General features: G+C 42.9%; 30 protein-coding genes. 22 read left to right on the top strand and 8 right to left on the bottom strand.

What is annotated here, in order from left to right; translation table 11 throughout:
- Nucleotides 1-11 precede the first annotated feature (11 nt).
- The 12 genes from AC1DVB_RS01425 to AC1DVB_RS01370 all read left to right on the top strand — a co-directional run bounded on the left by AC1DVB_RS01425 (nucleotide 12) and on the right by AC1DVB_RS01370 (nucleotide 10,297).
- Complete coding sequence (locus AC1DVB_RS01425) at nucleotides 12-596, top strand: cob(I)yrinic acid a,c-diamide adenosyltransferase (protein ID WP_057278220.1); 585 nt, start codon at nucleotides 12-14, stop codon at nucleotides 594-596.
- Between the two features lie 2 nt (nucleotides 597-598).
- Nucleotides 599-1,093 carry an ECF transporter S component gene (locus tag AC1DVB_RS01420; RefSeq protein WP_048688544.1) on the top strand — a complete coding sequence of 165 codons (495 nt, stop codon included), beginning with the start codon at nucleotides 599-601 and terminating at the stop codon, nucleotides 1,091-1,093.
- Nucleotides 1,090-1,788 (top strand): ATP-binding protein, encoded by a 699-nt coding sequence (locus AC1DVB_RS01415; RefSeq protein ID WP_239859841.1) that lies wholly within the window; start codon nucleotides 1,090-1,092, stop codon nucleotides 1,786-1,788. The genes AC1DVB_RS01420 and AC1DVB_RS01415 overlap by 4 nt, the downstream gene beginning before the upstream one ends.
- A 132-nt stretch (nucleotides 1,789-1,920) precedes the next feature.
- Entirely contained in the window at nucleotides 1,921-2,244 is a 324-nt protein-coding gene (locus AC1DVB_RS01410; protein ID WP_477587862.1) for a GntT/GntP/DsdX family permease, read from the top strand.
- 315 nt (nucleotides 2,245-2,559) lie between these two features.
- On the top strand, nucleotides 2,560-4,104 hold the full coding sequence (gntK, locus tag AC1DVB_RS01405; protein ID WP_239859837.1) for a gluconokinase: 1,545 nt from the start codon (nucleotides 2,560-2,562) through the stop codon (nucleotides 4,102-4,104).
- A gap of 213 nt (nucleotides 4,105-4,317) precedes the next feature.
- Nucleotides 4,318-4,794, top strand: coding sequence for a Cys-tRNA(Pro) deacylase (ybaK, locus tag AC1DVB_RS01400; RefSeq protein WP_095678764.1), 477 nt, complete (start codon nucleotides 4,318-4,320; stop codon nucleotides 4,792-4,794).
- Nucleotides 4,795-4,883: 89 nt separating this feature from the next.
- Nucleotides 4,884-6,002: a PRK06851 family protein gene (locus AC1DVB_RS01395; protein ID WP_057278215.1), complete on the top strand. Its 1,119-nt coding sequence runs from the start codon at nucleotides 4,884-4,886 to the stop codon at nucleotides 6,000-6,002.
- 166 nt (nucleotides 6,003-6,168) lie between these two features.
- Nucleotides 6,169-7,035, top strand: coding sequence for a Cof-type HAD-IIB family hydrolase (locus AC1DVB_RS01390; protein ID WP_098185033.1), 867 nt, complete (start codon nucleotides 6,169-6,171; stop codon nucleotides 7,033-7,035).
- Nucleotides 7,036-7,062: 27 nt separating this feature from the next.
- Nucleotides 7,063-8,151 carry a PQQ-dependent sugar dehydrogenase gene (locus tag AC1DVB_RS01385; protein WP_477587859.1) on the top strand — a complete coding sequence of 363 codons (1,089 nt, stop codon included), beginning with the start codon at nucleotides 7,063-7,065 and terminating at the stop codon, nucleotides 8,149-8,151.
- A gap of 66 nt (nucleotides 8,152-8,217) precedes the next feature.
- On the top strand, nucleotides 8,218-8,472 hold the full coding sequence (locus AC1DVB_RS01380; protein WP_477587857.1) for a hypothetical protein: 255 nt from the start codon (nucleotides 8,218-8,220) through the stop codon (nucleotides 8,470-8,472).
- A 181-nt stretch (nucleotides 8,473-8,653) separates the two neighbouring features.
- Nucleotides 8,654-9,073 carry a MarR family winged helix-turn-helix transcriptional regulator gene (locus AC1DVB_RS01375; RefSeq protein ID WP_053536927.1) on the top strand — a complete coding sequence of 140 codons (420 nt, stop codon included), beginning with the start codon at nucleotides 8,654-8,656 and terminating at the stop codon, nucleotides 9,071-9,073.
- A gap of 18 nt (nucleotides 9,074-9,091) precedes the next feature.
- A complete protein-coding gene (locus tag AC1DVB_RS01370; protein ID WP_230134613.1) occupies nucleotides 9,092-10,297 on the top strand; it encodes an MFS transporter in 1,206 nt (401 codons plus the stop codon).
- Nucleotides 10,298-10,446: 149 nt separating this feature from the next.
- On the opposite strand, the gene bshB2 is transcribed toward AC1DVB_RS01370, so the two are convergent.
- The 3 genes from bshB2 to pdxK all read right to left on the bottom strand — a co-directional run bounded on the left by bshB2 (nucleotide 10,447) and on the right by pdxK (nucleotide 12,512).
- Nucleotides 10,447-11,112, bottom strand: coding sequence for a bacillithiol biosynthesis deacetylase BshB2 (gene bshB2, locus AC1DVB_RS01365; RefSeq protein WP_034315960.1), 666 nt, complete (start codon nucleotides 11,110-11,112; stop codon nucleotides 10,447-10,449).
- A gap of 100 nt (nucleotides 11,113-11,212) precedes the next feature.
- Nucleotides 11,213-11,560, bottom strand: a complete 348-nt coding sequence (locus tag AC1DVB_RS01360) for a YojF family protein (protein ID WP_048683611.1) — start codon at nucleotides 11,558-11,560, stop codon at nucleotides 11,213-11,215.
- Nucleotides 11,561-11,684: 124 nt separating this feature from the next.
- Nucleotides 11,685-12,512: a pyridoxine/pyridoxal/pyridoxamine kinase gene (pdxK, locus tag AC1DVB_RS01355; RefSeq protein ID WP_170946897.1), complete on the bottom strand. Its 828-nt coding sequence runs from the start codon at nucleotides 12,510-12,512 to the stop codon at nucleotides 11,685-11,687.
- Nucleotides 12,513-12,881: 369 nt separating this feature from the next.
- Here pdxK and mobA point away from each other — a divergent pair, with 369 nt between their 5' ends.
- The 4 genes from mobA to AC1DVB_RS01335 are packed head-to-tail and all read left to right on the top strand — an operon-like array spanning nucleotide 12,882 to nucleotide 15,239.
- Complete coding sequence (mobA, locus tag AC1DVB_RS01350; protein WP_057278210.1) at nucleotides 12,882-13,502, top strand: molybdenum cofactor guanylyltransferase; 621 nt, start codon at nucleotides 12,882-12,884, stop codon at nucleotides 13,500-13,502.
- 2 nt (nucleotides 13,503-13,504) lie between these two features.
- The gene (locus tag AC1DVB_RS01345; protein WP_053536924.1) at nucleotides 13,505-13,969 is read left to right on the top strand and encodes a molybdenum cofactor biosynthesis protein MoaE; all 465 of its coding nucleotides are present in this window, start codon (nucleotides 13,505-13,507) and stop codon (nucleotides 13,967-13,969) included.
- Nucleotides 13,962-14,195 carry a molybdopterin converting factor subunit 1 gene (gene moaD / locus AC1DVB_RS01340; RefSeq protein WP_034315925.1) on the top strand — a complete coding sequence of 78 codons (234 nt, stop codon included), beginning with the start codon at nucleotides 13,962-13,964 and terminating at the stop codon, nucleotides 14,193-14,195. The genes AC1DVB_RS01345 and moaD overlap by 8 nt, the downstream gene beginning before the upstream one ends.
- Before the next feature lie 24 nt (nucleotides 14,196-14,219).
- Complete coding sequence (locus AC1DVB_RS01335) at nucleotides 14,220-15,239, top strand: MoeB/ThiF family adenylyltransferase (protein ID WP_230134614.1); 1,020 nt, start codon at nucleotides 14,220-14,222, stop codon at nucleotides 15,237-15,239.
- 75 nt (nucleotides 15,240-15,314) lie between these two features.
- Here AC1DVB_RS01335 and AC1DVB_RS01330 read toward each other — a convergent pair whose 3' ends face one another.
- Nucleotides 15,315-15,662: a YflT domain-containing protein gene (locus AC1DVB_RS01330; protein ID WP_053536921.1), complete on the bottom strand. Its 348-nt coding sequence runs from the start codon at nucleotides 15,660-15,662 to the stop codon at nucleotides 15,315-15,317.
- 135 nt (nucleotides 15,663-15,797) lie between these two features.
- Nucleotides 15,798-17,231, bottom strand: coding sequence for a phospholipase D family protein (locus AC1DVB_RS01325; RefSeq protein WP_057278208.1), 1,434 nt, complete (start codon nucleotides 17,229-17,231; stop codon nucleotides 15,798-15,800).
- 152 nt (nucleotides 17,232-17,383) lie between these two features.
- On the opposite strand from AC1DVB_RS01325, the gene AC1DVB_RS01320 reads away from it, so the two are divergent.
- From AC1DVB_RS01320 to AC1DVB_RS01310, 3 genes are all read left to right on the top strand, one after another.
- Entirely contained in the window at nucleotides 17,384-18,064 is a 681-nt protein-coding gene (locus AC1DVB_RS01320; RefSeq protein ID WP_268563619.1) for a uracil-DNA glycosylase, read from the top strand.
- Nucleotides 18,065-18,334: 270 nt separating this feature from the next.
- Nucleotides 18,335-18,592 (top strand): YwdI family protein, encoded by a 258-nt coding sequence (locus AC1DVB_RS01315; protein WP_230134615.1) that lies wholly within the window; start codon nucleotides 18,335-18,337, stop codon nucleotides 18,590-18,592.
- Between the two features lie 23 nt (nucleotides 18,593-18,615).
- Complete coding sequence (locus tag AC1DVB_RS01310; RefSeq protein ID WP_230134616.1) at nucleotides 18,616-18,984, top strand: DUF423 domain-containing protein; 369 nt, start codon at nucleotides 18,616-18,618, stop codon at nucleotides 18,982-18,984.
- A 303-nt stretch (nucleotides 18,985-19,287) separates the two neighbouring features.
- Here the strand turns inward: AC1DVB_RS01310 and gerQ are convergent, their stop codons facing one another.
- Both gerQ and hemQ read right to left on the bottom strand, forming a co-directional pair.
- Entirely contained in the window at nucleotides 19,288-19,803 is a 516-nt protein-coding gene (gene gerQ, locus AC1DVB_RS01305; RefSeq protein ID WP_054398574.1) for a spore coat protein GerQ, read from the bottom strand.
- A gap of 414 nt (nucleotides 19,804-20,217) precedes the next feature.
- The gene (hemQ, locus tag AC1DVB_RS01300; protein WP_053536913.1) at nucleotides 20,218-20,967 is read right to left on the bottom strand and encodes a hydrogen peroxide-dependent heme synthase; all 750 of its coding nucleotides are present in this window, start codon (nucleotides 20,965-20,967) and stop codon (nucleotides 20,218-20,220) included.
- Between the two features lie 237 nt (nucleotides 20,968-21,204).
- On the opposite strand from hemQ, the gene pta reads away from it, so the two are divergent.
- Nucleotides 21,205-22,191: a phosphate acetyltransferase gene (pta, locus tag AC1DVB_RS01295; protein WP_477587851.1), complete on the top strand. Its 987-nt coding sequence runs from the start codon at nucleotides 21,205-21,207 to the stop codon at nucleotides 22,189-22,191.
- A 34-nt stretch (nucleotides 22,192-22,225) separates the two neighbouring features.
- On the top strand, nucleotides 22,226-23,074 hold the full coding sequence (lipL, locus tag AC1DVB_RS01290; protein ID WP_477587849.1) for an octanoyl-[GcvH]:protein N-octanoyltransferase: 849 nt from the start codon (nucleotides 22,226-22,228) through the stop codon (nucleotides 23,072-23,074).
- A 243-nt stretch (nucleotides 23,075-23,317) separates the two neighbouring features.
- Here the strand turns inward: lipL and AC1DVB_RS01285 are convergent, their stop codons facing one another.
- Nucleotides 23,318-24,064 carry an RsfA family transcriptional regulator gene (locus AC1DVB_RS01285; protein WP_057278204.1) on the bottom strand — a complete coding sequence of 249 codons (747 nt, stop codon included), beginning with the start codon at nucleotides 24,062-24,064 and terminating at the stop codon, nucleotides 23,318-23,320.
- 270 nt (nucleotides 24,065-24,334) lie between these two features.
- Here AC1DVB_RS01285 and AC1DVB_RS01280 point away from each other — a divergent pair, with 270 nt between their 5' ends.
- Nucleotides 24,335-24,556 carry a YuzB family protein gene (locus AC1DVB_RS01280; RefSeq protein ID WP_034315903.1) on the top strand — a complete coding sequence of 74 codons (222 nt, stop codon included), beginning with the start codon at nucleotides 24,335-24,337 and terminating at the stop codon, nucleotides 24,554-24,556.
- The last annotated feature ends 170 nt before the right edge of the window (nucleotides 24,557-24,726 follow it).

Raw genomic sequence — 24,726 nt, 5'->3', positions numbered from 1 at the left:
AGGTAATTGGGATGAAAATCTATACACGTACAGGGGATAAGGGACAAACCAGCGTAATCGGAGGTCGGCTTGACAAGGATGACATTCGTGTTGAATCTTATGGAACGGTAGATGAAGTGAATAGCTATATCGGTCTTGCGGTGACAGAATTGGATCCTGCGATATTTACGGATGTACTGGCCGATCTAGAGAAAATCCAGCATGAGTTGTTTGACTGCGGCGGTGATTTGGCAACGGTTTCCGATAAGGCCCCGCAAAAGCTGACGGATGAGGCCATTACCTATTTGGAAGAACGGATAGATGCCTTCATACTTGAAGCGCCGGAATTGGAAAAGTTTATCCTGCCTGGCGGTTCAAAAGCGGCTGCAACGATTCACATTGCCCGAACCGTGACAAGAAGAGCAGAACGGCTGGTCGTTTCATTGATCAAGTCGGGTGCGGCCGTTTCACCATTATCACTTCAATATTTAAATCGTTTGTCGGATTACTTCTTTGCTGTTGCACGTGTGATCAATTTCCGTCTTGGTGTAAAAGATGTGGAATATATCCGCAGCGCAAATGTGTTCCGAGGAGGGAAAAGAAAGGAAAAAGAGTAAACATGGATGTAAGAAAAATTAGTGCAATTGCTATATTCATCGCCTTATCGGCGGTAGGGGCAATGATTAAAATCCCTTCACCGATCGGAAGCATCGCTTTGGATAGTTTTCCGGCCCTTTTGGCGGCTGTCATACTTGGACCGGTATCGGGGGCTATAGTTGCTGGGCTTGGTCATATCATTTCAGCGTTCATCGGCGGCATGACACTTGGGCCATTCCACTTTTTGATCATGGTCGAAATGGCTGTCCTGACATGGATGTTTAGCATTTTATATATAAATGGGAAAAAAGTAGGCGCATTTTTCCTCTTCTTTATCAGTAATGCCTTCGTTTTGGCCCTGCCTTTCGCATTTCTGATCAGCCCTGGCTTTTACACGTTATTGGTTCCGGGCTTAACGGTGGCGACGGCGGTAAATGTAGTATTGGCAGTCCTTTTATTGCCGCGCTTGGAGCCTGTTTTGAAAAAAATCATTTTTAAAGATGGATTAGCAGAATGAGTGATTCATTGATTTTGCCATTTTCCGAATCAGATTCCTTGATCGTCTCAAGTGACAATAGCGGCGGGATCGGGCTGAAGGAAAAAGATCTTGTCTATGTCCCTTATGAGGTCGTTGGATATTATTCCTTTCGGGTTGCCGTCATGGAATGCCTGTGCGTTGGCGGAAGACCTGTATCCGTCGTACTAAATAATTTCTGCGGTGATGAAGCCTGGGAGGACTTGACCAGGGGTGTCAGGAAGGGGCTGGATGAATTGGGAATGGAGGATCTTCCCATCACTGGCAGCACAGAAAGTAACATGCCGCTTCTTCAGTCGGCACTTGGTCTTATGGTGATTGGTAAACGAGTGAATGAACGTGTTAAAAAGCAACAGCCCTTACGGAAAATCGCTCTGATCGGCAGGCCACTCGTTGGAGAGGAAGTTATGGAACAGCAAGAATGGGTCGCACCATTATCTTTATATAAAAGCTTATGTGAAATGGTAGGTGTTCAGGCACTTCCAGTCGGCTCAAAAGGGATAGCGTATGAATGGGGACATCTTGATCAAAGTGGTGAAGGTGTTTCTATGCATATAAGCAATAAAGTCGATATTGAAAAATCATCAGGACCATCCACCTGCTTCCTCATTGCCTATCCTGAACAACTGGAGGAAGAAATCAAGCAAAGATCCGGTCCTCTTTTTATTGGCGGTTGATCGATCCAAGACTGAATCAGGCATCGAGTTTAGTTCATAATGAACGGGTTCGATGCTTTTTTCATTGAGATCTTACCTTGATGGATTCCTTTCCTATTTAGGGTGAATGCTTGAATAAGATGTTTTGTTTATTTGAATAGGTGGGCTTGTTGCCCGGTTTTATCATGCCAAAGTAAAAAGAAACCCATTATTGCCTTACTGCTCGCTTCCGTCACTTTAGGGATCATCACAGGTATGGATATTCGGGATGTTGCAGATGCTGTTCAGACAGGGGTAGGTATTATTCTTGGTAATGTTGATCGGAGCTTTGGTGAAGATTCAACATGGAATGATGGGTTGATTTCATTGGAAAACCAATCATTGCGCCTCATGGTTTCACTCTTTAAATTAGGTTGCGCAAGAGGTTTTAATAAAGGGGAGCAAAACCAATTCATGTCCGCTGCCTCCATCATCTAGATTATTGGAGCGGGCGGTGCATTTAAAAATGTATGGCAAGAGCTGGTGAATGAAGCCATTGTAAGTCAGTCTAGCGACATCCTTTTATTGTTGGGCTGGCTCGTTACAGCCATGATAAAATCTGCTGCCCTGGTGTTATAGTAAATTGCCGGTCCATTACTCCATCACATGTGAATGGAGTAGATTTTGGATGGTCAGCAGTCGCACATACGATAAAGACTTGAACGGTTATGGAAATGACTATATCAGTCGTTTCACTTATCCTAATCTTACTATTGAATTCAATTGTTTAAGAGAAAGGAGCATGATGTATATATGAAGCATTCAGGTTATATGATGGGGATCGATATTGGCACGACGAGTACGAAAGTTGTTCTTTTTTCAAAAGGGGGGGAAGTTGTCCAATCTTGTTCAAGGGGATATCCTCTGCACAGTCCAACTCCTTCCGTTGCGGAACAAGATCCCGAAGAAATTTATAAAGCGGTCATCATTGCTATAGGTGAGGTCATGATTGCAAGCGGAATAGAAAAGCAAGAACTGGGATTGATATCGTTCAGTTCGGCGATGCATAGCTTGATCGCCATGGGTAAGGACGGCAACCCGCTGACGAATAGCATTACATGGGCGGATAATCGAAGTGTTGCCTATGCGAGGAAACTGAAGGCTTCGGAACAGGGGATGCAATTGTATCACAGGACCGGAACGCCTGTTCACCCGATGTCCCCAATCACGAAAGTAATGTGGTTAAAAAATGAGCACCCCGGGATTTTTAACGAAACGGACAAATTTATAGGAATTAAAGAATACATCATCTATAAATTTTTCAATGAGTATGTAATGGATTATTCACTCGCTTCTGCAACGGGCATGTTCAACATGAATGAACTGAAGTGGGATGAAGAGGCACTCACCATTGCTGGAATTGGGGCTGATAAGCTGCCGATGCTTGTCCCTACAACGCATATCCTCTCAGGTTTAAGTGAGGAATTAGCTTCAAAAATGAACATTCATGCTGGTACACCGTTTGTGATTGGAGCGAGTGATGGCGTGCTTGCCAACTTAGGTCAAAACGCAATCAAGCCAGGCGTTCTGGCAGTGACAATCGGAACGAGCGGTGCGGTAAGAACCGTCAGTGACAGGCCGCTTACCGATCCCAAAGGCCGAACATTCTGCTATGCCCTTACTGAGAATCATTGGGTAATCGGCGGACCGGTCAACAATGGGGGAATCACCTTCCGATGGGCACGTGATCAATTGGGCCGTGTGGAAATCGAAAAAGCAAAGGCTTCGGGACAGGACTCCTATGAGATTCTGACGGATATGGCTTCTAATATTGCACCTGGTTCTGATGGGTTGATATTCCATCCGTATATGGCAGGGGAACGGGCACCATTATGGAGTGCCGATGCAAGGGGCTCCTTCTTTGGACTGGCGCTTCATCACACTCGTGACCATATGGTCCGGGCAGTACTGGAGGGTGTAATGTACAACTTGTACAGTGTCCTTATAGCCGTAAAGGAATTGACTGGTGCTCCCGAGAAGATTCATGCAAGCGGCGGATTTGTCCGTTCGAAGCTCTGGCGCCAAATCATGGCTGATATATTCAATCAAAACGTGACAATTCCAGAAAGCTTTGAGAGTTCGAGCTTAGGTGCCGCCGTTCTTGGATTATATGCTTTAGGCGAAATCGAAAGCCTTGATGAGGTTGAGGGTATGGTTGGTGAAACGAATGAACTTGTCCCGATCGAAGAGAACGTCAAAGTGTATGAAGAATTGATGTCAATTTATTTATCCGTAAGCAGGCAATTGGAAGGCGACTACAAGAGGATAGCGGATTTCCAAAGACGCCATTTAGAATGACTCTTAGGATGAATGAGCACTGTGCTTCAATTTGTCGAAAAGAGAGCGGACTTCAGAACACGACTGGAACTTTTTTTAATAAAAACTGAGGAAAACAGGCTTTTCCTCGAATTTGTCTATAGTCTAAAAGCACAAATGCATAAGCACTGTGCTTTTCTTTTTGCCTGGTAATTAAAATGGTAAGATGGAATAAAACGATAAGGGGAATTTCTTATGGGAGCCAGTAAAACGAATGCAATGCGAATTCTTGATAACAAACGTATAGAGTATGGCATGATGAGTTATGATGCCCGCGATGGAAAAATTGATGGGATCACTGTTGCGGACAAGATTGGAAAAGCGCCAGAAACCGTTTTTAAAACGCTTGTCACCCATAACGGACCCCAGCAGCTTTACGTATTTGTCATTCCTGTAGCCACCGAACTAGACTTGAAAAAAGCAGCGAAGGCCGCAGGTGCAAAAAAAATTGAAATGCTTGCGGTTAAAGATCTGCAAAAATACACAGGGTACATTCGGGGAGGCTGTTCCCCGATCGGAATGAAAAAACAATACCCGACCTTTATCGATGAAAGTGCAGCAAACCTGACTGAAATCATCGTAAGTGGAGGGAGAATCGGTACACAGATCGTTTTAAAACCGTCAGAATTCCTGGAAGTCACACAAGCGGAATCTGCCGCCCTAATAAAATAAATTGTTTATCTTTAGGTATTCACCTATTAGGCACTTTTTTCATACGCTGTCTTGAAGATCACATCTTTATTGTGAGGGAGAGTGTGAAAGTGACAGGAAAAGTGATGAATTATTTTGCTGGAGGCAATACGGCTAAAGGTTTTTATAGTTTATATGATTCAAATTTAAAAGGTCTGGAAAGATTATTCATATTAAAAGGCGGACCTGGTTCCGGTAAATCGACCATTATGAAAAAAATCGGCCAAGAATGGCTGGATAAAGACTATGACATCGAGTATTTGCATTGTTCGTCCGATAACGATTCCATTGATGGAGTAATCATACCGGCTTTGAAAATCGGTATCGTGGATGGGACTGCGCCGCATGTGATTGAGCCGAAGGCACCAGGGGCGATTGAGGAATATGTGAATCTTGGGGCTGCCTGGGATTCCCAGCAGCTGGCTTCTGAAAGAGCGGCCATCATAAAGTTGACGAATGCGAGAAGCAAGAGTTTCGAAAAAGCATATACCCTATTCGCTGAAGCATTAAAGATACATGATGAATGGGAAGACATTTACAAGTCAAATATTGATTTCGCAAAATTGAATGGGTTGACCAATAAATTGATTGAAAGCTTTTATAGAGATATCGTCCTTAATAAGAAGTCTGATGTTCGTCACCGATTCTTAGGTGCAGCTACACCAACGGGTGCAGTTGATTTCATACCCAATATTACTGAGGGAATACAAAAACGGTACTTTTTAAAGGGGCGTCCAGGTTCAGGGAAATCAACGATGCTGAAGAAGATTGCAAAGGCTGCGGAGCAAAGGGGCTTTGATGTGGAAATATATCATTGTGGTTTCGATCCGCATAGCTTGGACATGGTAATCGTCCGGGAGGTGGGAATCGCCATCTTTGACAGCACCTCGCCTCATGAATATTTCCCGAGTTGTGGAGGGGACGAAATCATTGATATATATAAAACGGCCATTTTGCCAGGAACAGATGAAATATATGCCGATCAATTAAAGGATGTTTCCACCAGGTATCGGACGAAAATGAATGAAGCGACAGCAAATCTGGCTAAGGCAAAAGAGCTGCATGACGAACTCGAAAAGATTTATGTAAAAGCAATGGATTTTACAGCCATCGATGATATTCAAAAAGACATCAATGAACAGATTACTGAACGGGCACAAGATGCCGATAGAAAAACGATTCTACATTAAGAAAATAAACTGCGCCTGCCTTAAATAGGCGCAGTTTATTTATATACATAAAAGGATTTTTTAACCCCTGAAGCCACATCAAGAATATATACGGGTTTGTTAAACGTGTTTATCCACGCCCTTTCGGTTAAAATAGGGATTATATTGAAAAAAGGGGCCGATTGAATTGATAAAGACGATTGCGATTGATATGGACGGAACATTGCTAAACAAAATGCAAAAGGTCAGTGAGGAAAATAAGCAAGCAATCCTGAGGGCGCAAAGCGAGGGAGTGGAAGTGATCATTGCTACTGGAAGATCTTATGTGGAAGCAAGGTTCGCTTTAGATGAAGCAGGCATCGTTTGCCCTGTCATCTGTGTAAATGGTGCGGCCCTCTTCACGGAGGAAGGGGAGATTGCCGCTTCCAATCCAATGTCAGCAGCCACTGCTAAAATGGTCGCTGGATTCCTCGAAGAACAAGGGATTTATTTCGAAATATATACGAGTCAGGGGATTTATTCCAAAGACTATGAAAACGCAATATCTGTTTTGGTTGATGTATTCGTTACAGCCAATCCCGACATTGACCCTGAGGGTATGCGAAAATTTGCAGAGCAGCGTTTACAGCTGGGACAGGTAACTTCCATTTCTGATTATTCCGAGTTATTCAGCCGTTCGAATGAGGAATATTATAAAATTCTCAGCTTCTCAAAGGATTTAACTTTATTAAATCAAATTGCTTCGAAATTGGAAGGACAAGGAGTTACAGTCACTTCATCAGGACGTGAAAATGTAGAAATCATGAGTGAAACGGCTCAAAAAGGTACGGCACTTGAAACATATGTGAATGGAAAATCCGGCTCGATGCAGGAAACCATGGCTATTGGGGATAATTATAATGATGTATCCATGTTTGAACGGGTAGGTTTGTCTGTCGCAATGGGAAATGCCCCGCTCGAAATTAAAAAACTGTGTGATGAAGTAACAGGCAAGAATGATGAATCAGGCGTCGCGGAGGCCATTTTAAAGGTACTTAAACAGTCAGCCTATTAAACTCATGAATCAAAGGGGGAAAGAACATTGAAAAAAATGCTCTTATTTTTCCTTATGGCGACATTGTTTTTAACTGGTTGCAACATGAATGATGACGAAAGCAAAAACCAGCCGAATCCTGACAAGGAAGTGACAGGCACTTTAGGAGAAGATCCGGATGTGTTGGTAACGAACCTGCAGGCCCCGTGGTCGATTCAGAAGAATGGGGACATAATGTATGTGTCAGAGCGGACTGGAACAATCGTCGAATGGGACAAGGATAAGGTGACACGGCAAAAGGTCAATCTTAAAAAGACATTGTCGGCTAAATCGGAGGCTGGATTGCTTGGATTTTTGCTAGCTCCCGATTTCTCTAAGAGCGGGCAAGCTTTCGCCTATTATACTTATGAAGAGGGCGGGAATTCCATCAATCGCATCGTCATTTTAGAAAAAAATGATGATATATGGCAGGAGATGGAGACCTTAATCGACGGAATACCAAGCGGGGACTTCCACCATGGCGGCAGGATCAAGATTGGACCGGATGATAAGCTATATGCAACAACAGGTGATGCAAGAAAGTCTGAAATTGCACAGGACATAGAATCTTTAGGCGGGAAAATTCTGCGCTTGAACCTGGATGGCACCATTCCTAAAGATAATCCTTTCGGGAATTCATATGTCTATTCATACGGTCACCGCAATCCACAAGGTCTGGCTTGGGATGAAGCAGGACAGTTGTATGAAAGTGAGCACGGAGATTCGGCCCACGATGAATTAAATAAAATTGACCCCGGTAAGAACTATGGCTGGCCAGAGATACAGGGCGATGAGCAGAAACCGGATATGGTAAAACCATTGATTCATTCCGGTGAAAATACATGGGCTCCTTCAGGCATGGCCTATTTTGACGGAAAGCTTTATTTTGCAGCCTTAAGGGGCGAAGCGCTAAAGAGTTACGATGTAAAGAGCGGAAAACTGACCAATATCATAACGGGCTCAGGAAGGATACGTGATGTATTCGTTGATGAAGAATTCATATATTTCATAAGCAACAATACGGACGGCCGAGGAAATCCTGATGAAAAGGATGATAAGCTATATCGTTTGCCGCTATCTCGGTTAAATATGCCTTGATGTTATCAATGAGCAGAAAAGAAGCATATATTTGGGAAACCTCGCCAATAGCGGGGTTTCCTTTTTGTGTATGGCACCAAATTCACGAGTAAAGGTGTGAAACTCACGAGTAAAAGCGTGAAACTCACGAGTAAAAGCGTGAAATTCACGAGTAAAGGTGTGAAACTCACGAGTAAAAGTGTGAAATTCACGAGTAAAGGTGTGAAACTCACGAGTAAAAGCGTGAAACTCACGAGTAAAGGTGTGAAACTCACGAGTAAAAGTGTGAAATTCACGAGTAAAAGCGTGAAATTCACGAATAACGCCCAAACTCACGAGTAAAAGCATGAAATTCACGAGTAAAATCGCGAATCCCCTGAAAAGGGATTTTTTTATCTCGGAAGTAGTGTAGAAGCTGAGGATACTGTGTCCCTACGATTGTTTTCGTTCTTCCTGAGGGCTAGACTTTTTTATTGAATAGGTGTATAGTTACCTAGGTAACTACTTTACAGGAGGAATACCTTTGTCCTTTCAAAATGGTTTTTTTCATCATAACTTACAATTTTCAAGGTCATTTACGAAAAAGTTAAATGAACAATTGGCCAAAGTTGATCTTTATCATTCCCAATGGTCAATTGTATATTATCTAAGTCAGTTCGGCTGTTCTACGCTTGTTGAAATAAGCACTTATTTAGATGTGGAGAAACCGACGGTAACCAGGACGGTAAACCGGCTGGAAGAGCTTGAGTTGATTGAACAAGTTCCAGGAAAAGATAAACGGGAACGGAGAATACAGTTAACGGAGTCAGGTTTAAGGACTTATCAAGAGGCCAAAAAGGTAGTTGAGGAATTTGAACTTCAATTAATGAGCGGTTTGGCTGAAGAAGACCGGGAGGCAACGTTACGTACGTTGATTTTCCTGAAGGAAAAATTAAAACAATAGTAAGGAAGAAGGATTGAAATGAATCACAAACCGAAATTGTGGACGAAAGACTTTCTGATTGTTTCGTCTGTGAACTTTTTTCTATTTTTAACTTTTTATGTCCTGATGGTGACATTGACCATTTATACGATGGATAATTTTAATGCGTCGCAAGCACAAGCAGGGCTTGCTTCAAGTATTTTTGTTCTGGGGGCTGTGCTTGTCAGACCGATTGCAGGGAAAAAAATTGACAAGATCGGCCGCAGAAAGATGTTGCTTGGCTCGTTGGTTCTATTCCTGATCGCATCCATCGGCTATTTCCTGGTGAATAGTTTATCCCTCTTATTGATCGATCGGTTTATTCAAGGTTTTGCTTTTGGCCTTGCCACTACGGCAACTGGAACGATTGCTGCAGATATCATTCCGAATGAAAGACGCGGGGAAGGTACGGGTTACTTTGCCATGAGTACAAACTTGGCAATGGCATTCGGTCCGTTCATTGGCTTGCTGATTACACAGCATTTCAGTTATTCCATCATTTTCTATGCAGCCTCCTTATTTGCCGCATTTTCTTTAGTTGCATCATTATTCATGAATGTGCCTGAAGGGGATAAGGGCGGAGCTTCGCCACAAAAAGGATTTAAGATCAGCGACTATTTTGAAAAAAGGGCCCTGCCCATTGCCATTTTTATCGGTTTTGCCGGATTTACCTATTCGAGCATTTTGTCCTATTTAACATCTTTTGCAAAGGAAATGGATTTAATGGATGCGGCGAGCTTTTTCTTTGTCGTATTTGCTGTGTTCCTTTTGGCGTCCCGTCCGTTTACAGGACGAATGTTTGATGTGAAGGGAGAGAATGCAGTCATCTATCCATCGCTCTTACTATTTGCCGTGGGCATGGTCATTCTCAGCCAATCCCATCATGGTATCACGCTTCTGATTGCCGGTGCCTTGATCGGAGTGGGGTACGGTACATTCCAATCAAGCTGTCAAGCGATTTCCATCAAGGAAGCCCCATCAAATCGAATGGGATTAGCCACATCCACGTTTTATACAATGTACGATTTTGGAATCGGTGTTGGCCCATTCCTATTGGGATTCCTTATTCCTTTTACGGGGTTCAAAGGGTTATTCATGGGAATGTCGATTTTTGCATTCGTACTTATTGGCATTTACTACTTGGCACATGGTAGAAAAGCCTCGGCAAGAAAGAAAATGCAGCATGAGGAACGCTTGTCTGCCTAATTTTTTTAATATGGTTGTATAAAAAGAATAATTTTGGGGATGCTTATATTATGATTGATTTTCCAAAGTATCCCCCTTTTCTCCGCCTGTAATTCACAGGCGTTTTTTTTATGCCATAAACAAAGAAAACCGCCTTATTGGCGGTTTTCTTAAAATTTATAGGTCCATAATCTTTCTTTGCGGATCCAGTCTAGGAAATCTGCATCCTGATTTTCGAATTTCTCTTTCCAATCGATCACCATTGCTTCCGTTTGCGAACGGTGGGCAGTGAATGTGGCTACCTTTTTTTCTTCGACGGCAGTGATATCATGGACGATGTCGGGCTGTCCCAGTTCGTCAATGCAGTTATTCGAGAAGGCGACACAATGAAGTTTAGGTCTCTCTTTCTCTTCCATTCTTTCCACGGCCCGAACTACAGCCCGTGCTGTCGCTTCATGGTCCGGATGGACACTGTATCCTGGGTAAAACGTAATGATCAATGAAGGATTCAATTCATTGATGGCATCGGTGAATAATGAAGTCAGCTTTTCATCATCTTCGAATTCAATCGTCTTATCACGCAATCCAAGCATGCGTAAATCTTGGATGCCGATCGCATTTGCTGCATCGATTAATTCCTTTTTACGAATTTTAGGAAGCGATTCCCTTGTTGCGAATGGAGGGTTTCCTAAATTACGTCCCATTTCTCCTAAAGTTAAGCATAAATAGGTGACAGGAGTGCCCGCTTCTCTATGAAGGGCAAGCGTTCCGGAGACCGAGAAGGCTTCATCATCGGGATGTGGGAATATAACTAATACATGGCGTTCTTTTTCCAAGGTATATTTCTCCTTCCGTACTACTTACAGTAAGTATGTTTATCGGTGAATGGGAGTTTTCATCGGAATCATCATATGATATATATCAAGCAAGTTGTCATCATTCAAAGGGAGTGGGACTGAGCTGCATGGAGACAGCAAGCTTTCCGGAAAAATCAAGGCCTGCCAATAGCAATCTCCCCTGTTCATCCATTTCGAAGTGGTTAACGCCTTCTGCATATACCCAGCCAATATTGAGCTTCAATCCGACACGATAGGGTCCATCCCCAACTATCTTGCCATGTTCATACTGAATAAAAGCGTTACGAATATAAGCACCTGCCGAGAAGAAAGCTTCATCTACATGAGTGGCATAGGCGCCATTTGTCGTTTCAAGGTGAAGATATACATCTTGTCCGGCGAAAGAATCAATGGCATTTTGCACCTCTGTACGGTCTATAGGTTTCATTCGATAATTTCCTCCTTAACTGGGCGGCTAGATAAGCTTTTCCTTCTTTCTATTTTACTAGATAAAAACAAAAAAAGCGAAAAAGGCCGCTCGATGAATTTGAGCGGCCATTAAACTTGATGTTTTATTTTTGTGTTTTTTCCGCAACCCCATATTTATGGTATGCGCCATGATTGACGGGTCCGACATAGTCATTCATTTTCCAAGAATGGCGAACCGCTTCGGTGATGAAGTCTTTGGAAACGAGGATAGCTTCACGCGGGCTTTTCCCTTCAGCCAATTGAGCTGCAATGGCGGCAGAAGATGAACAGCCGGCACCATGTGTATTGGTCGTTTCGATTTTTTCCGATTCAAGGATTTCAAATTCTTGTCCATCATATAAAAGGTCGATGGCTTTATCATGATCAAGCTTATTACCGCCTTTGATCAAGACATATTTTGCGCCAAGTGCATGAATCTTTTCAGCTGCAGCCCTCATATCATCAATCGTCTTGATAGGAGCAGTTCCCGCTAACTGAGCGGCCTCGAACAGGTTAGGTGTGACTACAGTTGCACGTGGAACAAGCAGTTCGCGCAGTGCTACAGCCGTTTCAGGGTGCAATACTTCATCTTCACCTTTACATACCATAACTGGATCGATTACGACTTTGTCCAGCTTCAACTCATCTATTTTACGGGCAACAAGTTCAATGATTTCCACTGATCCAAGCATTCCTGTCTTCATGGCATCAATGCCTATTGATAGAATCGTTTCGATTTGGGCTTCCAAAACTTCGACCGGTGTAGGGAATACATTATGGGCCCAGCCATTCTTCGGATCCATCGTCACGATTGTCGTTAAAGCGGACATACCGTAAACGCCGAATTCTTGGAATGTCTTTAAATCTGCTTGAAGACCTGCGCCGCCGCTCGAATCAGATCCGGCAACTGTCATAGCTCTTTTCATAGTCATTATGTGACCTCCTCAGGAGAATTAGATATCGATATTATCAGCATACCAGTTAATATCCTATTTTTAGAATATACCAAAATTTCTTTTATGTAAAACTTAGTTTTCAGCCTACTATGAGTGTCTTGGCGAAGGAAGGGCAATCGCCTCGTATAAGTCATTTTTCGAACCTGTAATTAAGGAAATTGGATGGATGTCAGCATGCACTTTTAGCTTTGGACCCTGCCTCCATCTTTTGATGGACAAAGCAAAGGTTGTGAAAGTGTCATTATTTTCAAATTTGATTTAAAATATTTAAATATAGTGGAGACATATTTAGTATAGGTTTTCCGTTCGATGCTGGATTAAACCCAAAAAGGGAGGTTGATTTCTATGGAATGGACCATGTTGCTTTTAGCTGGCGGGAAATCAAGCCGTATGGGAGTGAATAAGGCACTTTTGACCGTAGGCGGCGTTGTGAACATTTCAAGAGTGGCATCTGAATTGAAAAAGGTGTCAGAAAACATTATGGTCATTACGAATACATTTGAAGAATATCATTTTCTGCAACTTCCGCTCATTCCGGATTTACATAAAGATCAAGGACCTCTTGGCGGATTGCATGCAGGGTTGACCTCATCGAAAACGGAGCTTCAGTTCCTTGCAGCGTGCGATATGCCGTTTGTGAGTGCAGATGCCATAAAGGATATCATTACCCATTATGAACCTGGATTCGATGCTGTCATTCCAGAAATAAATGGCAGGCTCCAGCCGCTTTTTGCTGTTTACCATAAAAGGTGTCTTCCTGTACTGACGGAGTGTTTATTAAAACATGAATTAAAAATGAGTCTATTCTTGGAAAAGATCTCGGTGAAAATCATGAAAGAAACCGACTTTACGTTATATCGCGAGAATCCTGAACAATTTCACTACCTTTTTTTCAATATGAATACGAGGGAAGATTATCAAGAGGCAGATTATATTGATCAAACTGAATTATATAAAGGATGGTAGACATGAATTATAATATTTCAAAAGAGCCGATTGTCATCCAGGAAGTGATTGATAAAGTAGTCAGTCGAAATGCGGGTGCCGTCACGACTTTTATTGGTACAGTGAGGGAAATGACGAAAGGAAAAAAGACCCTCTTCTTAATTTACGAAGCGTATGTACCGATGGCCATCAAGAAATTGGAGCAAATCGGATCTGAGATCAAGGAGCGTTGGCCTGATGCAGAAACGGCGATCACCCATCGTGTAGGTAAACTTGAAATCACGGATATCGCAGTGGTTATTGCCGTTAGTACGCCACACCGAAATGATGCATATGAGGCCAATAGGTATGCGATCGAAAGAATTAAAGAAATCGTCCCGATTTGGAAAAAAGAACATTGGGAAGATGGGGAAACCTGGGTAGGAAACCAGTTGGAAACCGTTCCATATCCATCAGGGAAGCCGGAAGAGGGGGATATTGATGATTAATGTACTTTTATTTGCCCAATTGAAAGATGAGCTAGGCAAAGAGACTGTTTCAATAGAAGGAAATGGAATGAGTGTTGCCCAGCTAAAAGGAAAGATGAAGGTGGATTTTCAATTGGAAGGTCTTGAAACCGTGATGACAGCGGTCAATGAGGAATTTGCTGATGATGACACGATTTTATCTGATGGAGATACAGTTGCTTTCATTCCGCCAGTAAGTGGAGGGTGAAGCGTCCGGAAGGGAGGGCTCACGGTGAAAGAGCGATATTCAAGGCAAACTTTATTCGCCCCAGTTGGTGAAGGGGGCCAATTGAAAATTATGAAGAAGCATGTCTTGCTTCTTGGTGCAGGGGCTTTGGGATCTGCTAATGCCGAGGCTCTTACTCGTGCAGGAGTAGGGAAGCTTACCATTGTCGACAGGGATTATGTCGAGACCAGTAATTTACAGCGCCAACAAATGTATACGGAACGGGATGTCGCGGAGAAACTGCCAAAAGCAGAGGCGGCAAAGCGTCATTTATTGGATATCAACCATGAAGTTGAAGTGAATGCCATCATCATGGACGCAACTGCCCAGAATCTCGAACAGCTGCTTGGTGATGTTGATTTGATATTGGATGCAACCGACAACTTTGAGACACGGATGATTATTAATGATTTATCACAAAAGCTTCATATACCGTGGATTTATGGGGCATGTGTGGGGAGCGTGGGCATGACTTTGACGATCCTTCCCGGGCAGACTCCATGTTTGCACTGTTTGCTTAAAGCGATCCCGATTCAAGGAATGACCTGTGACACAGGAGGGATCATATCACCAGCTGTTACGATGGTAGTGGCACACCAAACTGCCGAGGCTTTGAAAATCCTTGTTGAAGATTGGGAATCTGTACGGCCTGCACTTGTTTCTTTTGATCTGTGGAGAAATCAATACCAAACCGTTAAATTGACAAAAGCGAAAAAGAAAGATTGTCTCTCATGCGGAGAGCAGAAGACATACCCCTTTTTAACAATGGAAAATGCAACGAAAACGGCTGTTCTTTGCGGGAGGGACACTGTACAGGTAAGACCGCCAAAACCCCTGGAACTGCAACTCGAAAAATTAGCCAAAGATCTGGACGGCAGCGGTTATTTGGTGAAATTCAATCCGTTTCTTCTCTCCTGTGAAAAAGCTGGGGAACGTATCGTCATTTTCAAGGATGGCAGGGCGTTGATTCACGGTACGAAGGATATGGTCCATGCAAAGGCCGCGTACCAAAGCATCCTGGGATAATGCTCATAAAAAAACGAGGCCCCAGTTTTTGGGCCTCGTTTTTTTATGAATCCATATAGGGTAATGGTACGGGTTTTAGTGTGTGACCCCGTCTTTGTTATCTTGTTTGGAAGCAACGATGACTACTTTTCCTTCGTCAAGAACTTCCTCGTAACGCTCTGCCTCCATATCACTAAGGCCAAGGTTGCTCATTCGATTACGAAGTTCATCTCCGCGAGATTTAAAGAGATTTCCGACGGTATCAAGGAAACCTTGTTCCTTCATGCCTACACCTTCTGTATTTGTATTCTCGGTAAGGTGTTTAGAACGGGTTTTATCATGGGCAAACAAATATACATCGTCTTTCGTATAACCTGATGTAACTAATTCATCGATTTTTTCCTTTGCTTGTAAACCGTTTTCTACTACATGTACTTGATACATATAAACTCCTCCTTGAATTTCATTAAGATTTTCTTGAAAATAGGTAAATGGATTCTTGCTTATTACAGTTGCTGATTGGCTATAGTAGTATATAACCTCATTTGGGCCCTGTTAAACATTTATCTCAAAGAATATTTAGTAAGTGGTGAAGCGGAATACCTTCTGTATGCGGTAGGTCAAGTATTTGAAGACAGGCAGTTTCTTTTGGTATTCACTGTAATCCAACGTGTATGTTCCGTTTTGATTTGTCCAGAGTCTATGGAAATAGCTGTCGACATCCTTGGAAACGTCCGCATCATTTGGAGCATGGATTTCAACGTTCGCTTCAAGGTTATAGTCATCTAGATTTCGTGAAGTATAATTAGCCGATCCTCCAAGAATGACCGTTTCATCAGCCTTTTGGATCATCATCAATTTTGTATGGAACTGTTCTTTATCTGTTTTATACCAGCGGATCGAGATGTTTTCATCCCCAAGTTTTTCGAATTCGGCGGCAACCGGAAGATTGGGCAGCCCGATTTTTTCACTTCCGAATGCGTTTTGATTCGGATCCAATATCATTTCAATCTTCACACCCCGTTTAGCTGCATCCGTTAATGCCTCGACAACCTCGCGATCGGCAATGTAGAACATGGCAAGATGGACCTTGTCACCATTTTCGGCATCCTTAATTGCCTTTAGGACATGTTTATTGATTTTTCCTTCCGTTAGCAGTTGTACTGATATCGGCCCTTTATCAGCTGATTTCTCCTTGAACTCAGGAAATGACTTTGGTCCTCCCGAGAATTTCGAAGCGGCTTCTTCGGCTTTAACGAAATCGCCGATGATATTCCCGTCCATCTGGAAGGCAATATTGGAGTGGAAGCCACTTGCGTCATGAGGATTGGCAGATGAGATGATGGCCGTTTTTTCAGTCGCGACCACTTTTCTGTGATTGGCTTTGATATTCATCAGTCTAAGATAAGAACGCAAGGTGACCTTTGGTGCGCTTTTAGCCATTGGATTGACAATCCAGCCTTTCCCGCTTTCACCGAACCATTGGAAAAAGGTCCGATATACACCTGAATAGAGAGGATTCGGATCCCGGAGGCGGTCTAAGTTGGTAACAATGACATCAATTCCATTTTTCTTCATCGTTTCCAATGCCTCTAACTGGTAGGCATTATAGGAAGTATTCACTTCATCAGTAATGAATATAATCTGGAGGTCAGGTTTCTTTTTCTTCTGTTCAACCAGATTATCCTTCAGCGTCTCGGTTAACTTCGGGAAGTTTATCTTTTCATCATAAAAAGCATTAAACAAAAACATATCGATTACGATATAAGAATCAGCCTCTTCTATGGCTTGATTTATGGTTTGGAAAATTCGCTGCTCATGTTGCAGATTCCCTTGTTCGTCGTGATAGGAAAGATTATAGATGAAATCGATATCCTCGACATGATGAACCTTCCCTTCATAAGAAATGCCATCGGGAAGTGGCTTGTAGCTGTTATAGGCAATGACGATTGCAATGATGATCAAAATGCTGACAAGCAGATAAAATCGTTTTCTTTTGTACCACTTTTTCATAGGAAAGCCTCCAACATGGTTAAATTGCTTGCTAGCTTTCTATTTTCCCCTTTTTGGGGTATATAGAAACATAAATCGTAATCTATGGAAAAAGGCAAGGCGATGAAGTTTGATATAATATAGTTTCAATAAGCGGAGAGGGGCTGTGGCAGATGGCAAAGCAGTTTTTAACAAATGATTGGTGGCCTCTATTGAAAGAGGAATTCAAAAAAGAATATTACCAGGAGCTATGGGAATTCATAAAGCAAGAGTACAGTCAGCAAGTCATTCATCCGGATCAGGACGATATTTTCAATGCGCTTCACTATACTCCTTTTGAAGATGTAAAGGTTGTCATCCTTGGACAGGACCCTTACCATGGCCAGGGTCAGGCGCATGGCCTTAGTTTTTCAGTCAAGCCGGAGGTGCGCATCCCGCCCTCTTTAAGAAATATCTTTAAAGAGTTACACACCGATCTTGGCTATGAGGTACCAGATAATGGTTACCTGATTGAATGGGCAAAACAGGGAGTGCTTCTATTGAATACCGTCTTGACTGTCCGTGAGGGAGAGGCGCACTCACACCGCGGAAAAGGATGGGAAATCTTTACGAATCAAATTATTCGCCTATTGAATGACCGTCCGAAACCGGTTGTATTCATCCTGTGGGGGAAACCTGCTCAAACCAAAATCCCTTTGATTGATGAAGCCCGCCATAAAATTATTAAGTCTGTACATCCGAGTCCACTGTCGGCTTCCCGTGGTTTCTTTGGCACCAAACCATTTTCCAAAACAAATCAATTGCTGATGGAAATGGGGGAATCTCCAATTGATTGGAAAATCCCGAACCGATGATATCGGCAAGAGAACGAAACGGGTGAATTGTATGGCGTGCCGTCATTTCTATATAACTTGGGATCTCAGTTTTCCAAAAGGCTGCCGTGCTTTTCAATTCAAAACATCAAACCAGCCTTCTCTTGATGTCTTTCGTTCTTCAGGAGAGCCATGCTTGAAATTTCAAGCAAAGCCAATTAAAAGGTAGGAAATATGCAAGGTGTTTTCTTCTCTGATTTTTGCTATGCTAGTTATGATAGTTTTGACCTGTATATAGACGAGGTGGTAAAGTTGGATATTTCATCAAGAAAAATGTTAGATAAAATCGAAGAGCTTGTTTTAAAAGCGAAACAGGCAAATACAGAGGATAAGGTGCAAGGGTATGTAATGGCCATTAAGTCCCTTTGTGAAGTGATGGTTGATGAAAAAGCTGCGAACATCAGCATACAGAAGCCAATCACATTGACCCAGCCCGTCATGTCGGCTACACCGAATGTAGAACCGGTTAAAATGGATGAGGCCAATGGGGATTCCTTGTTCGATTTTTAAATTAGGGAAGGGGAGCGAAATAATTGAAACTGTTCATCATTTTAGGTGCATTGAATGGGTTTATTGCTGTGGCACTTGGTGCATTCGGTGCACACGGCCTGGAAGGGAAAATTCCTGATAGATATTTGGAAACTTGGCAAACCGCTGTTCAATATCAAATGTTCCACGCGGTGGGTTTATTGGTGCTCGGTTTATTGGCTGGGAAAATTGATAGTCCGCTGATCAACTGGTCCGGCTGGCTTATGCTAATAGGAATTATTCTATTTTCCGGAAGCCTATTCGTTCTAAGCGTTACGCAAATCAAAGTCCTTGGTGCCATCACACCGCTTGGCGGAGTTTCTTTCTTGGTTGCTTGGGTCTTAATGATCATTGCTGCGTATAAATACTTGTAAGGTCAGCTGAGGCTGTAGACAAATTCGAAGAAATCGAGTTTGCCTGCAGTTTTTTTTATGGATTGTACAATTTGGACGTACATTACCGCTGCAGGCACTCGCTTATCCAGAGGCGGGCTCGCACCTTTTTCTCCAATCAACTTTGTTATTACATTTAGATAGAAACCATACCTGATGGGTTGAAGGTGGAATGTTCCGAACCTCTACAAACTGAGCTGATCGATCTTTTTGGAAAAAGTCATTCCAATATAAGAAGAGCCTCAGAATCAAATAGATTCTGAGGCTCTTCTATATAGGATTTTTTTACCTTGGCGAATAGGTGGTAAGCCCAGTGCCTCCAAATGGATATTCATATTCGATTTCTTCATCAAACGTTATATAATCTAAGTATACCATCGGGATTAAGTATCGTTTTCCCGTTTGAGGATCGCTTATGATTAAGTGATCGCGTCCTGCAGCTTCGATGATTCCTTTGAAGATCTTGGCATTCCATTCCTTGTTGTTTTCAAACGTTGTATAAACAGTGGCCAATTTCCCTTTATTCAAACGCAAGATGTTCTCGATGTACGACTGTTCGACCGGAAGCATGCCAGGTATCTGCGGTCCGGAAGTGGCTGGACTCACCTGCATCGGCATTTGTTGTGGCGTGCCTGCCATAGTGGGCTGTTGTGGCTGGTATGGTGGTTGTTGGTATCCTTGCTGCGGGTAACCCTGCTGCTGGTTAGGATTCTGCTGCCTTAGTTCAGGCTCATTATTTTCATAGGGGTAATAAGGGCTTCCTCCGTACGGGTAATTACCATAAGGATTATTTTGTGACATTGCATTCCCTCCTGAATTCAAGGTTTAGTTGATGCTGTGGAATTTGGATAATCCGAGAGTGTGGACTGGGAGAAACAGTGCGATTTATAGCGACCGGTAGTATTGTATATGTTTTCTGGACAATCCCCGGGTGGCTTAAAAAACCACAATGAATGTTAAGCGATACATAACGGCTGCCGTTCATGATATAAGCCATATCCTCTTGCCGGCTAATGAATAGAAGTAACGTTCCTTCACCTCGCTGGAGTCAGGAATTGCCTTGATTAATTTTCCTGAAGCTGAATGGGACTGTGAAAAAATAAATTCATCACTATTGAAAATGTATGGGTTGGGGATTGGATTTATTCCACAGCCGGGGAAAAAATAAAAAGGTGCGGACGCAAAAAAGCTTCCGGAAACCGGAAGCCCTTCGTCTTAAACGTATAGGAATGAAGATACATTTTCTTCAGGCAGGATATTGCCTACAAAGAAAGAGCCAAATGCAGCGTATCGTGCACTCACTTCATCAAAACGCATTTCATAGATTAATTTTTTGAATTGAAGGACATCATCTGCGAATAGAGTCACGCCCCATTCATAATCGTCAAAACCGACAGAACCTGAAATGATTTGTTTTACTTTACCGGCATAACTGCGGCCAATCAAGCCGTGGGAACGCATTAAGCCTTTGCGCTCTTCCATGGAAAGCATATACCAGTTATCATCGCCATCACGACGCTTGTCCATTGGATAGAAGCATACATGTTTCGCTTTTGGCAGTATCGGATAAAGTCTGGAACGAACATGAGGGTTCTGGTATGGGTCCTCACCATCTCCGCCAGCTAAGTAATTGCTTAATTCCACGACCGAAACGTATGAATAAGCGGGAATTGTATATTCGGCAAGCTTCGTTTTGTTGAATTCGTTTTCGATTGCATTCAATTCTTCCATGGTCGGGCGGGCAAACATAAGCATGAAGTCCGCTTTCTGACCAACGATGGAATATAGGGCATGGCTGCCTTCATTGTCGCTTTGTGTCATATTCCATTTATCCAGTAAACCTTGGAATTCCGAGATGGCCAATTGGCGTTCGTCACTTGATAACGTTTTCCAAGAAGCCCAGTCGATCAGGCGGAAATCATGTAAACAATACCAGCCGTCCAGAGTTTGTGCTGCTTCACTCATTACAATCACTCCTAAGTCTTATTATAACTTTAATATAGCATAGTTTCAGTATAAGGAAATTTATATCAACCCGCAAACACCATCACTGTTTTCGGTGTTTTGTAATTTTCAAATTTGCGGAGGGCTGGAATTTACCTGGCTGCTGGAGTATTCTTAAAAGAAGACGACAATGGATTTTACCGGATGGTTAAATATAGAAAAAATGGGGGAAACGTATCTAAAAAGGAGGAAGAGCCAATGAGTGATTTATTTGAAATATTGGAATCGAAAATTATGGGCCATAATTTAAAGATCGTTTTTCCGGAAGGGTTGGATGAACGGATTTTGGGAGCAGCAGGCAGGCTTGCCCAAGCTAAACTGGTGACACCGGTATTGATCGGGGATATCGGGTTGATTCAAGAGAAGGCAAAAGACTTAAAGATCTCCCTTGATGCAATCGAAATATATGATCCGAAGAATTATATCATGATGGATGAAATGGTTGAAGCGTTCGTGAAGGTCCGTGATGGTAAAGACACTGATGTACAAGCACGTGAAATCTTAATGGATGAGAACTATTTTGGAACCATGCTCGTCCATATGAAACTGGCACATGGAATGGTTAGTGGCGCAACGCATTCTACTGCCGATACGGTTCGTCCAGCCTTAAAGATCATTAAAACAAAGCCGGGCGTCCAAAAAACCTCGGGAGTGTTCATCATGGTCCGGGAGGAAGAGAAATATGTATTCGCGGATTGTGCGATCAATATAAACCCGAGTTACCAGGATCTGGCTGAAATTGCTATAGAAAGTGCGAAGACAGCATTAATGTTCGATATCGAACCGCGTGTGGCGATGCTGAGCTTTTCGACAAAGGGATCGGCAACATCCCCCGAGACCTTAAAAGTGGTTGATGCCGTCGATTTGGCAAAGGAAATGGACCCTGAAGTCATTCTTGATGGGGAATTTCAGTTTGACGCGGCCTTCGTCCCTTCTGTTGCAAGGAAGAAAGCACCGGATTCCCTTATACAGGGGGATGCGAATGTTTTTATTTTCCCAAGTCTCGAAGCAGGGAACATTAGCTATAAGATGGTACAGCGCTTGGGTGGCTTCGAAGCGGTCGGTCCGATCCTTCAGGGGCTGAATCGTCCGGTGAACGACCTTTCGAGGGGGTGCAGTGAAGAGGATGTATATAAACTGGCTGTCATTACAGCTGCACAGGGATTTGTGGCGCAGTATCAATAGGCAGCTTGAGGATTAAATGTAGAGGGAGATTCGTATGGGTGAGACAGATTCATTATTAGTGCAGCAAGAGTGGAGGATTATTGATCAATCTTCCGTTGGACCTCAGTTTCCTGCTCTGGAGTCCTTTGCGATGGATGATACATTTTGCGCTTCCGTTGGGTCAGGTAAATCAGCGGCCGTAGCCAGGGCGTGGGTACACCACCGAACCATCGTCATGGGTATACAGGATACGAAGTTGCCTTTTCTTAAAAAGGGCTTGGATCATTTGGAGGAACATGGTTTCCGGGCCATCGTGAGGAATTCCGGAGGGCTTGCAGTCGTCCTGGATGAGGGGGTCCTTAACTTTTCGCTCATTTTTCCTGAAAACGAGCAGAAAATTGAAATCAATCGTGGATATGATGCGATGTGGGAGCTTGTCCAATTGATGTTTTCCGATTTCCCAGTCAAGATGGAGGCGCGGGAAATCGTCGGTTCCTATTGTCCTGGCAGTTATGATTTAAGTATAAATGGGCAAAAGTTTGCCGGTATATCCCAACGCAGGATCCGCAATGGTGTAGCGGTGCAAATCTATTTGTGTGTCAATGGAAGCGGGGCTGAACGTGCCAGTCTCGTGAAGGGTTTTTATGATGCAGCTAAAGGAAATGCAGAAACCAAATTCGCTTATCCTGATATCGTCCCTTCGGTAATGGCGTCCCTAACCGAATTGTTGGGTGTGCAATTGAGCGTTCAAGACGTGATGCTCAGATTCCTTCAAGTATTGAAGGAACATAGCGAAAGGATATTCTCTGACACACTTTCCGCTGAGGAATGGCCGCTGTATGAGGCGTACTTGACGAGAGTGGTCGAACGCAATGATAAAGTGTTCGATGCATTAAAGGATTGATATGAAAGAAGCCGTTCCATTTAGTCAGGAATGGCTTCTTTCATTTAATACGACTTTATAATACGACTTTAGCATTCACTGAAACTGTAAAAGGACTGTATGATAGGCGGAGATAGTATTCCTTCTTTCTTGAAACAATGAAAAAAAGAGCCTTGTTGGCTCCCTTTTTTCGGATAAATAGGGGTGAAACGGCCTCTGGCATGTGGTTGATCTATATAACAGAACCCCACATTATCTTATTTATTACTCGGCCATTTTTTCCAAATTGCCATTCCGGTCCATCTTAAACTTCGTTGCCGGACGTTCCTCTTCCTCTAACAAGACCAGCTTTCTTGCTCGATTCATGATATTCATCAAAGTTTCATAATCTTCCTGCATCAAGCCGCTGTTTTGTTCTAGGTGGCTGATTTTATTCTCCAAATCTTCGTTTCGCTTTTTCAGTCCTTTAATTTCAAGCTTCAATCTTTCATTTTCGGTTTTTAATACTTCGGCTTGAAGCATGCGGCCGTTCATGGATTCCAAATAGGCGATGACGGCATCAAGGCTCATGGCCGATTCCAAAGTAACTGGTGTGTGCTGTGTCTTAGGAGTGAGGGCTTCTGCCACAACGAATTCCTCTGCTGCTTCATAATTGGTAGTATCGACTTCGGTATTCAACTCTAGTTCCTCCTCTTGTACATGGGGAACCATTATGTCGGAAATCGTTGGGGACGGCGGTGTATAAAGAAGCCGTTTTTTCCCTCCTTGATCTTTTCCAAGGATCCTTTGCCGCTGCTTACGCTGTTTCTTGGCAAGGGATAGCGCTTTATCATAATTATGGCGGACAACTGCATTCCAGCGGAATCCGCATGCTGCAGAGGTACGATTCAACTTATCTCCTACCTCTTCAAAAGCATTAAGCTGAGTGCTGCCTTCCCGCACATGGCGCAATACCGTTTCTGCCAAAAGCAAATCATCTTCTTCTGTCCAGGCGTCTTGACGAACCTTCATTTCTACATACTCCCTTTCTGGTAACTTTTAAAATAAATAACTATATAAAATATCGTGTGGCAGTGATTTATGGAGTGTTCTACTAGCATTTTGGACAAAATATGGATTTTTTATACAAAAAGGTTAAAAGGATACTAGTTTTTTGATTAATTACATCATTTTTCACATCATTCAGCCCTCTTGATATTCATAAGTAGAAACGGTAAAATACCTTTTAGTCATATAAATGGATGAAATACAGTTTGTCATGGAAAGGATGGTGACCGGAGGATGTCCAATGAATTCAGAGTGTGCGATGACTGCTTGGCGGTAAACATAAAAACATTGATCCCGCGTCTTGAAAAGCTTGATCCCGACGCGAAAATTGAAGTGGGCTGCCAATCCTACTGCGGTCCTGGCAGAAAGAAGTCTTTTGCCTTTGTCAATAACCGTCCGGTTGCTGCACTGACAGAAGACGAGTTACTAGATAAAATCAATAAAAAACTAAAGTAGGATCCATGATATATAGGTAGAGTGGATTGTTTCTTATGATATATGGAACCAGTAATCATCACCCAGATTCGACACACTGCGGTGATTTTTTATTTCCTTATTTTCGAGACAAAAACAGACTGGAACTTCCGTTTTCTTAAAAAATGCCCCCTCTTACTAGCGAGGTGGAA

The sequence above is a fragment of the Peribacillus sp. P4_D6 genome (assembly GCF_056401795.1).
This window is presented reverse-complemented; position numbering and strand designations above follow the sequence as displayed.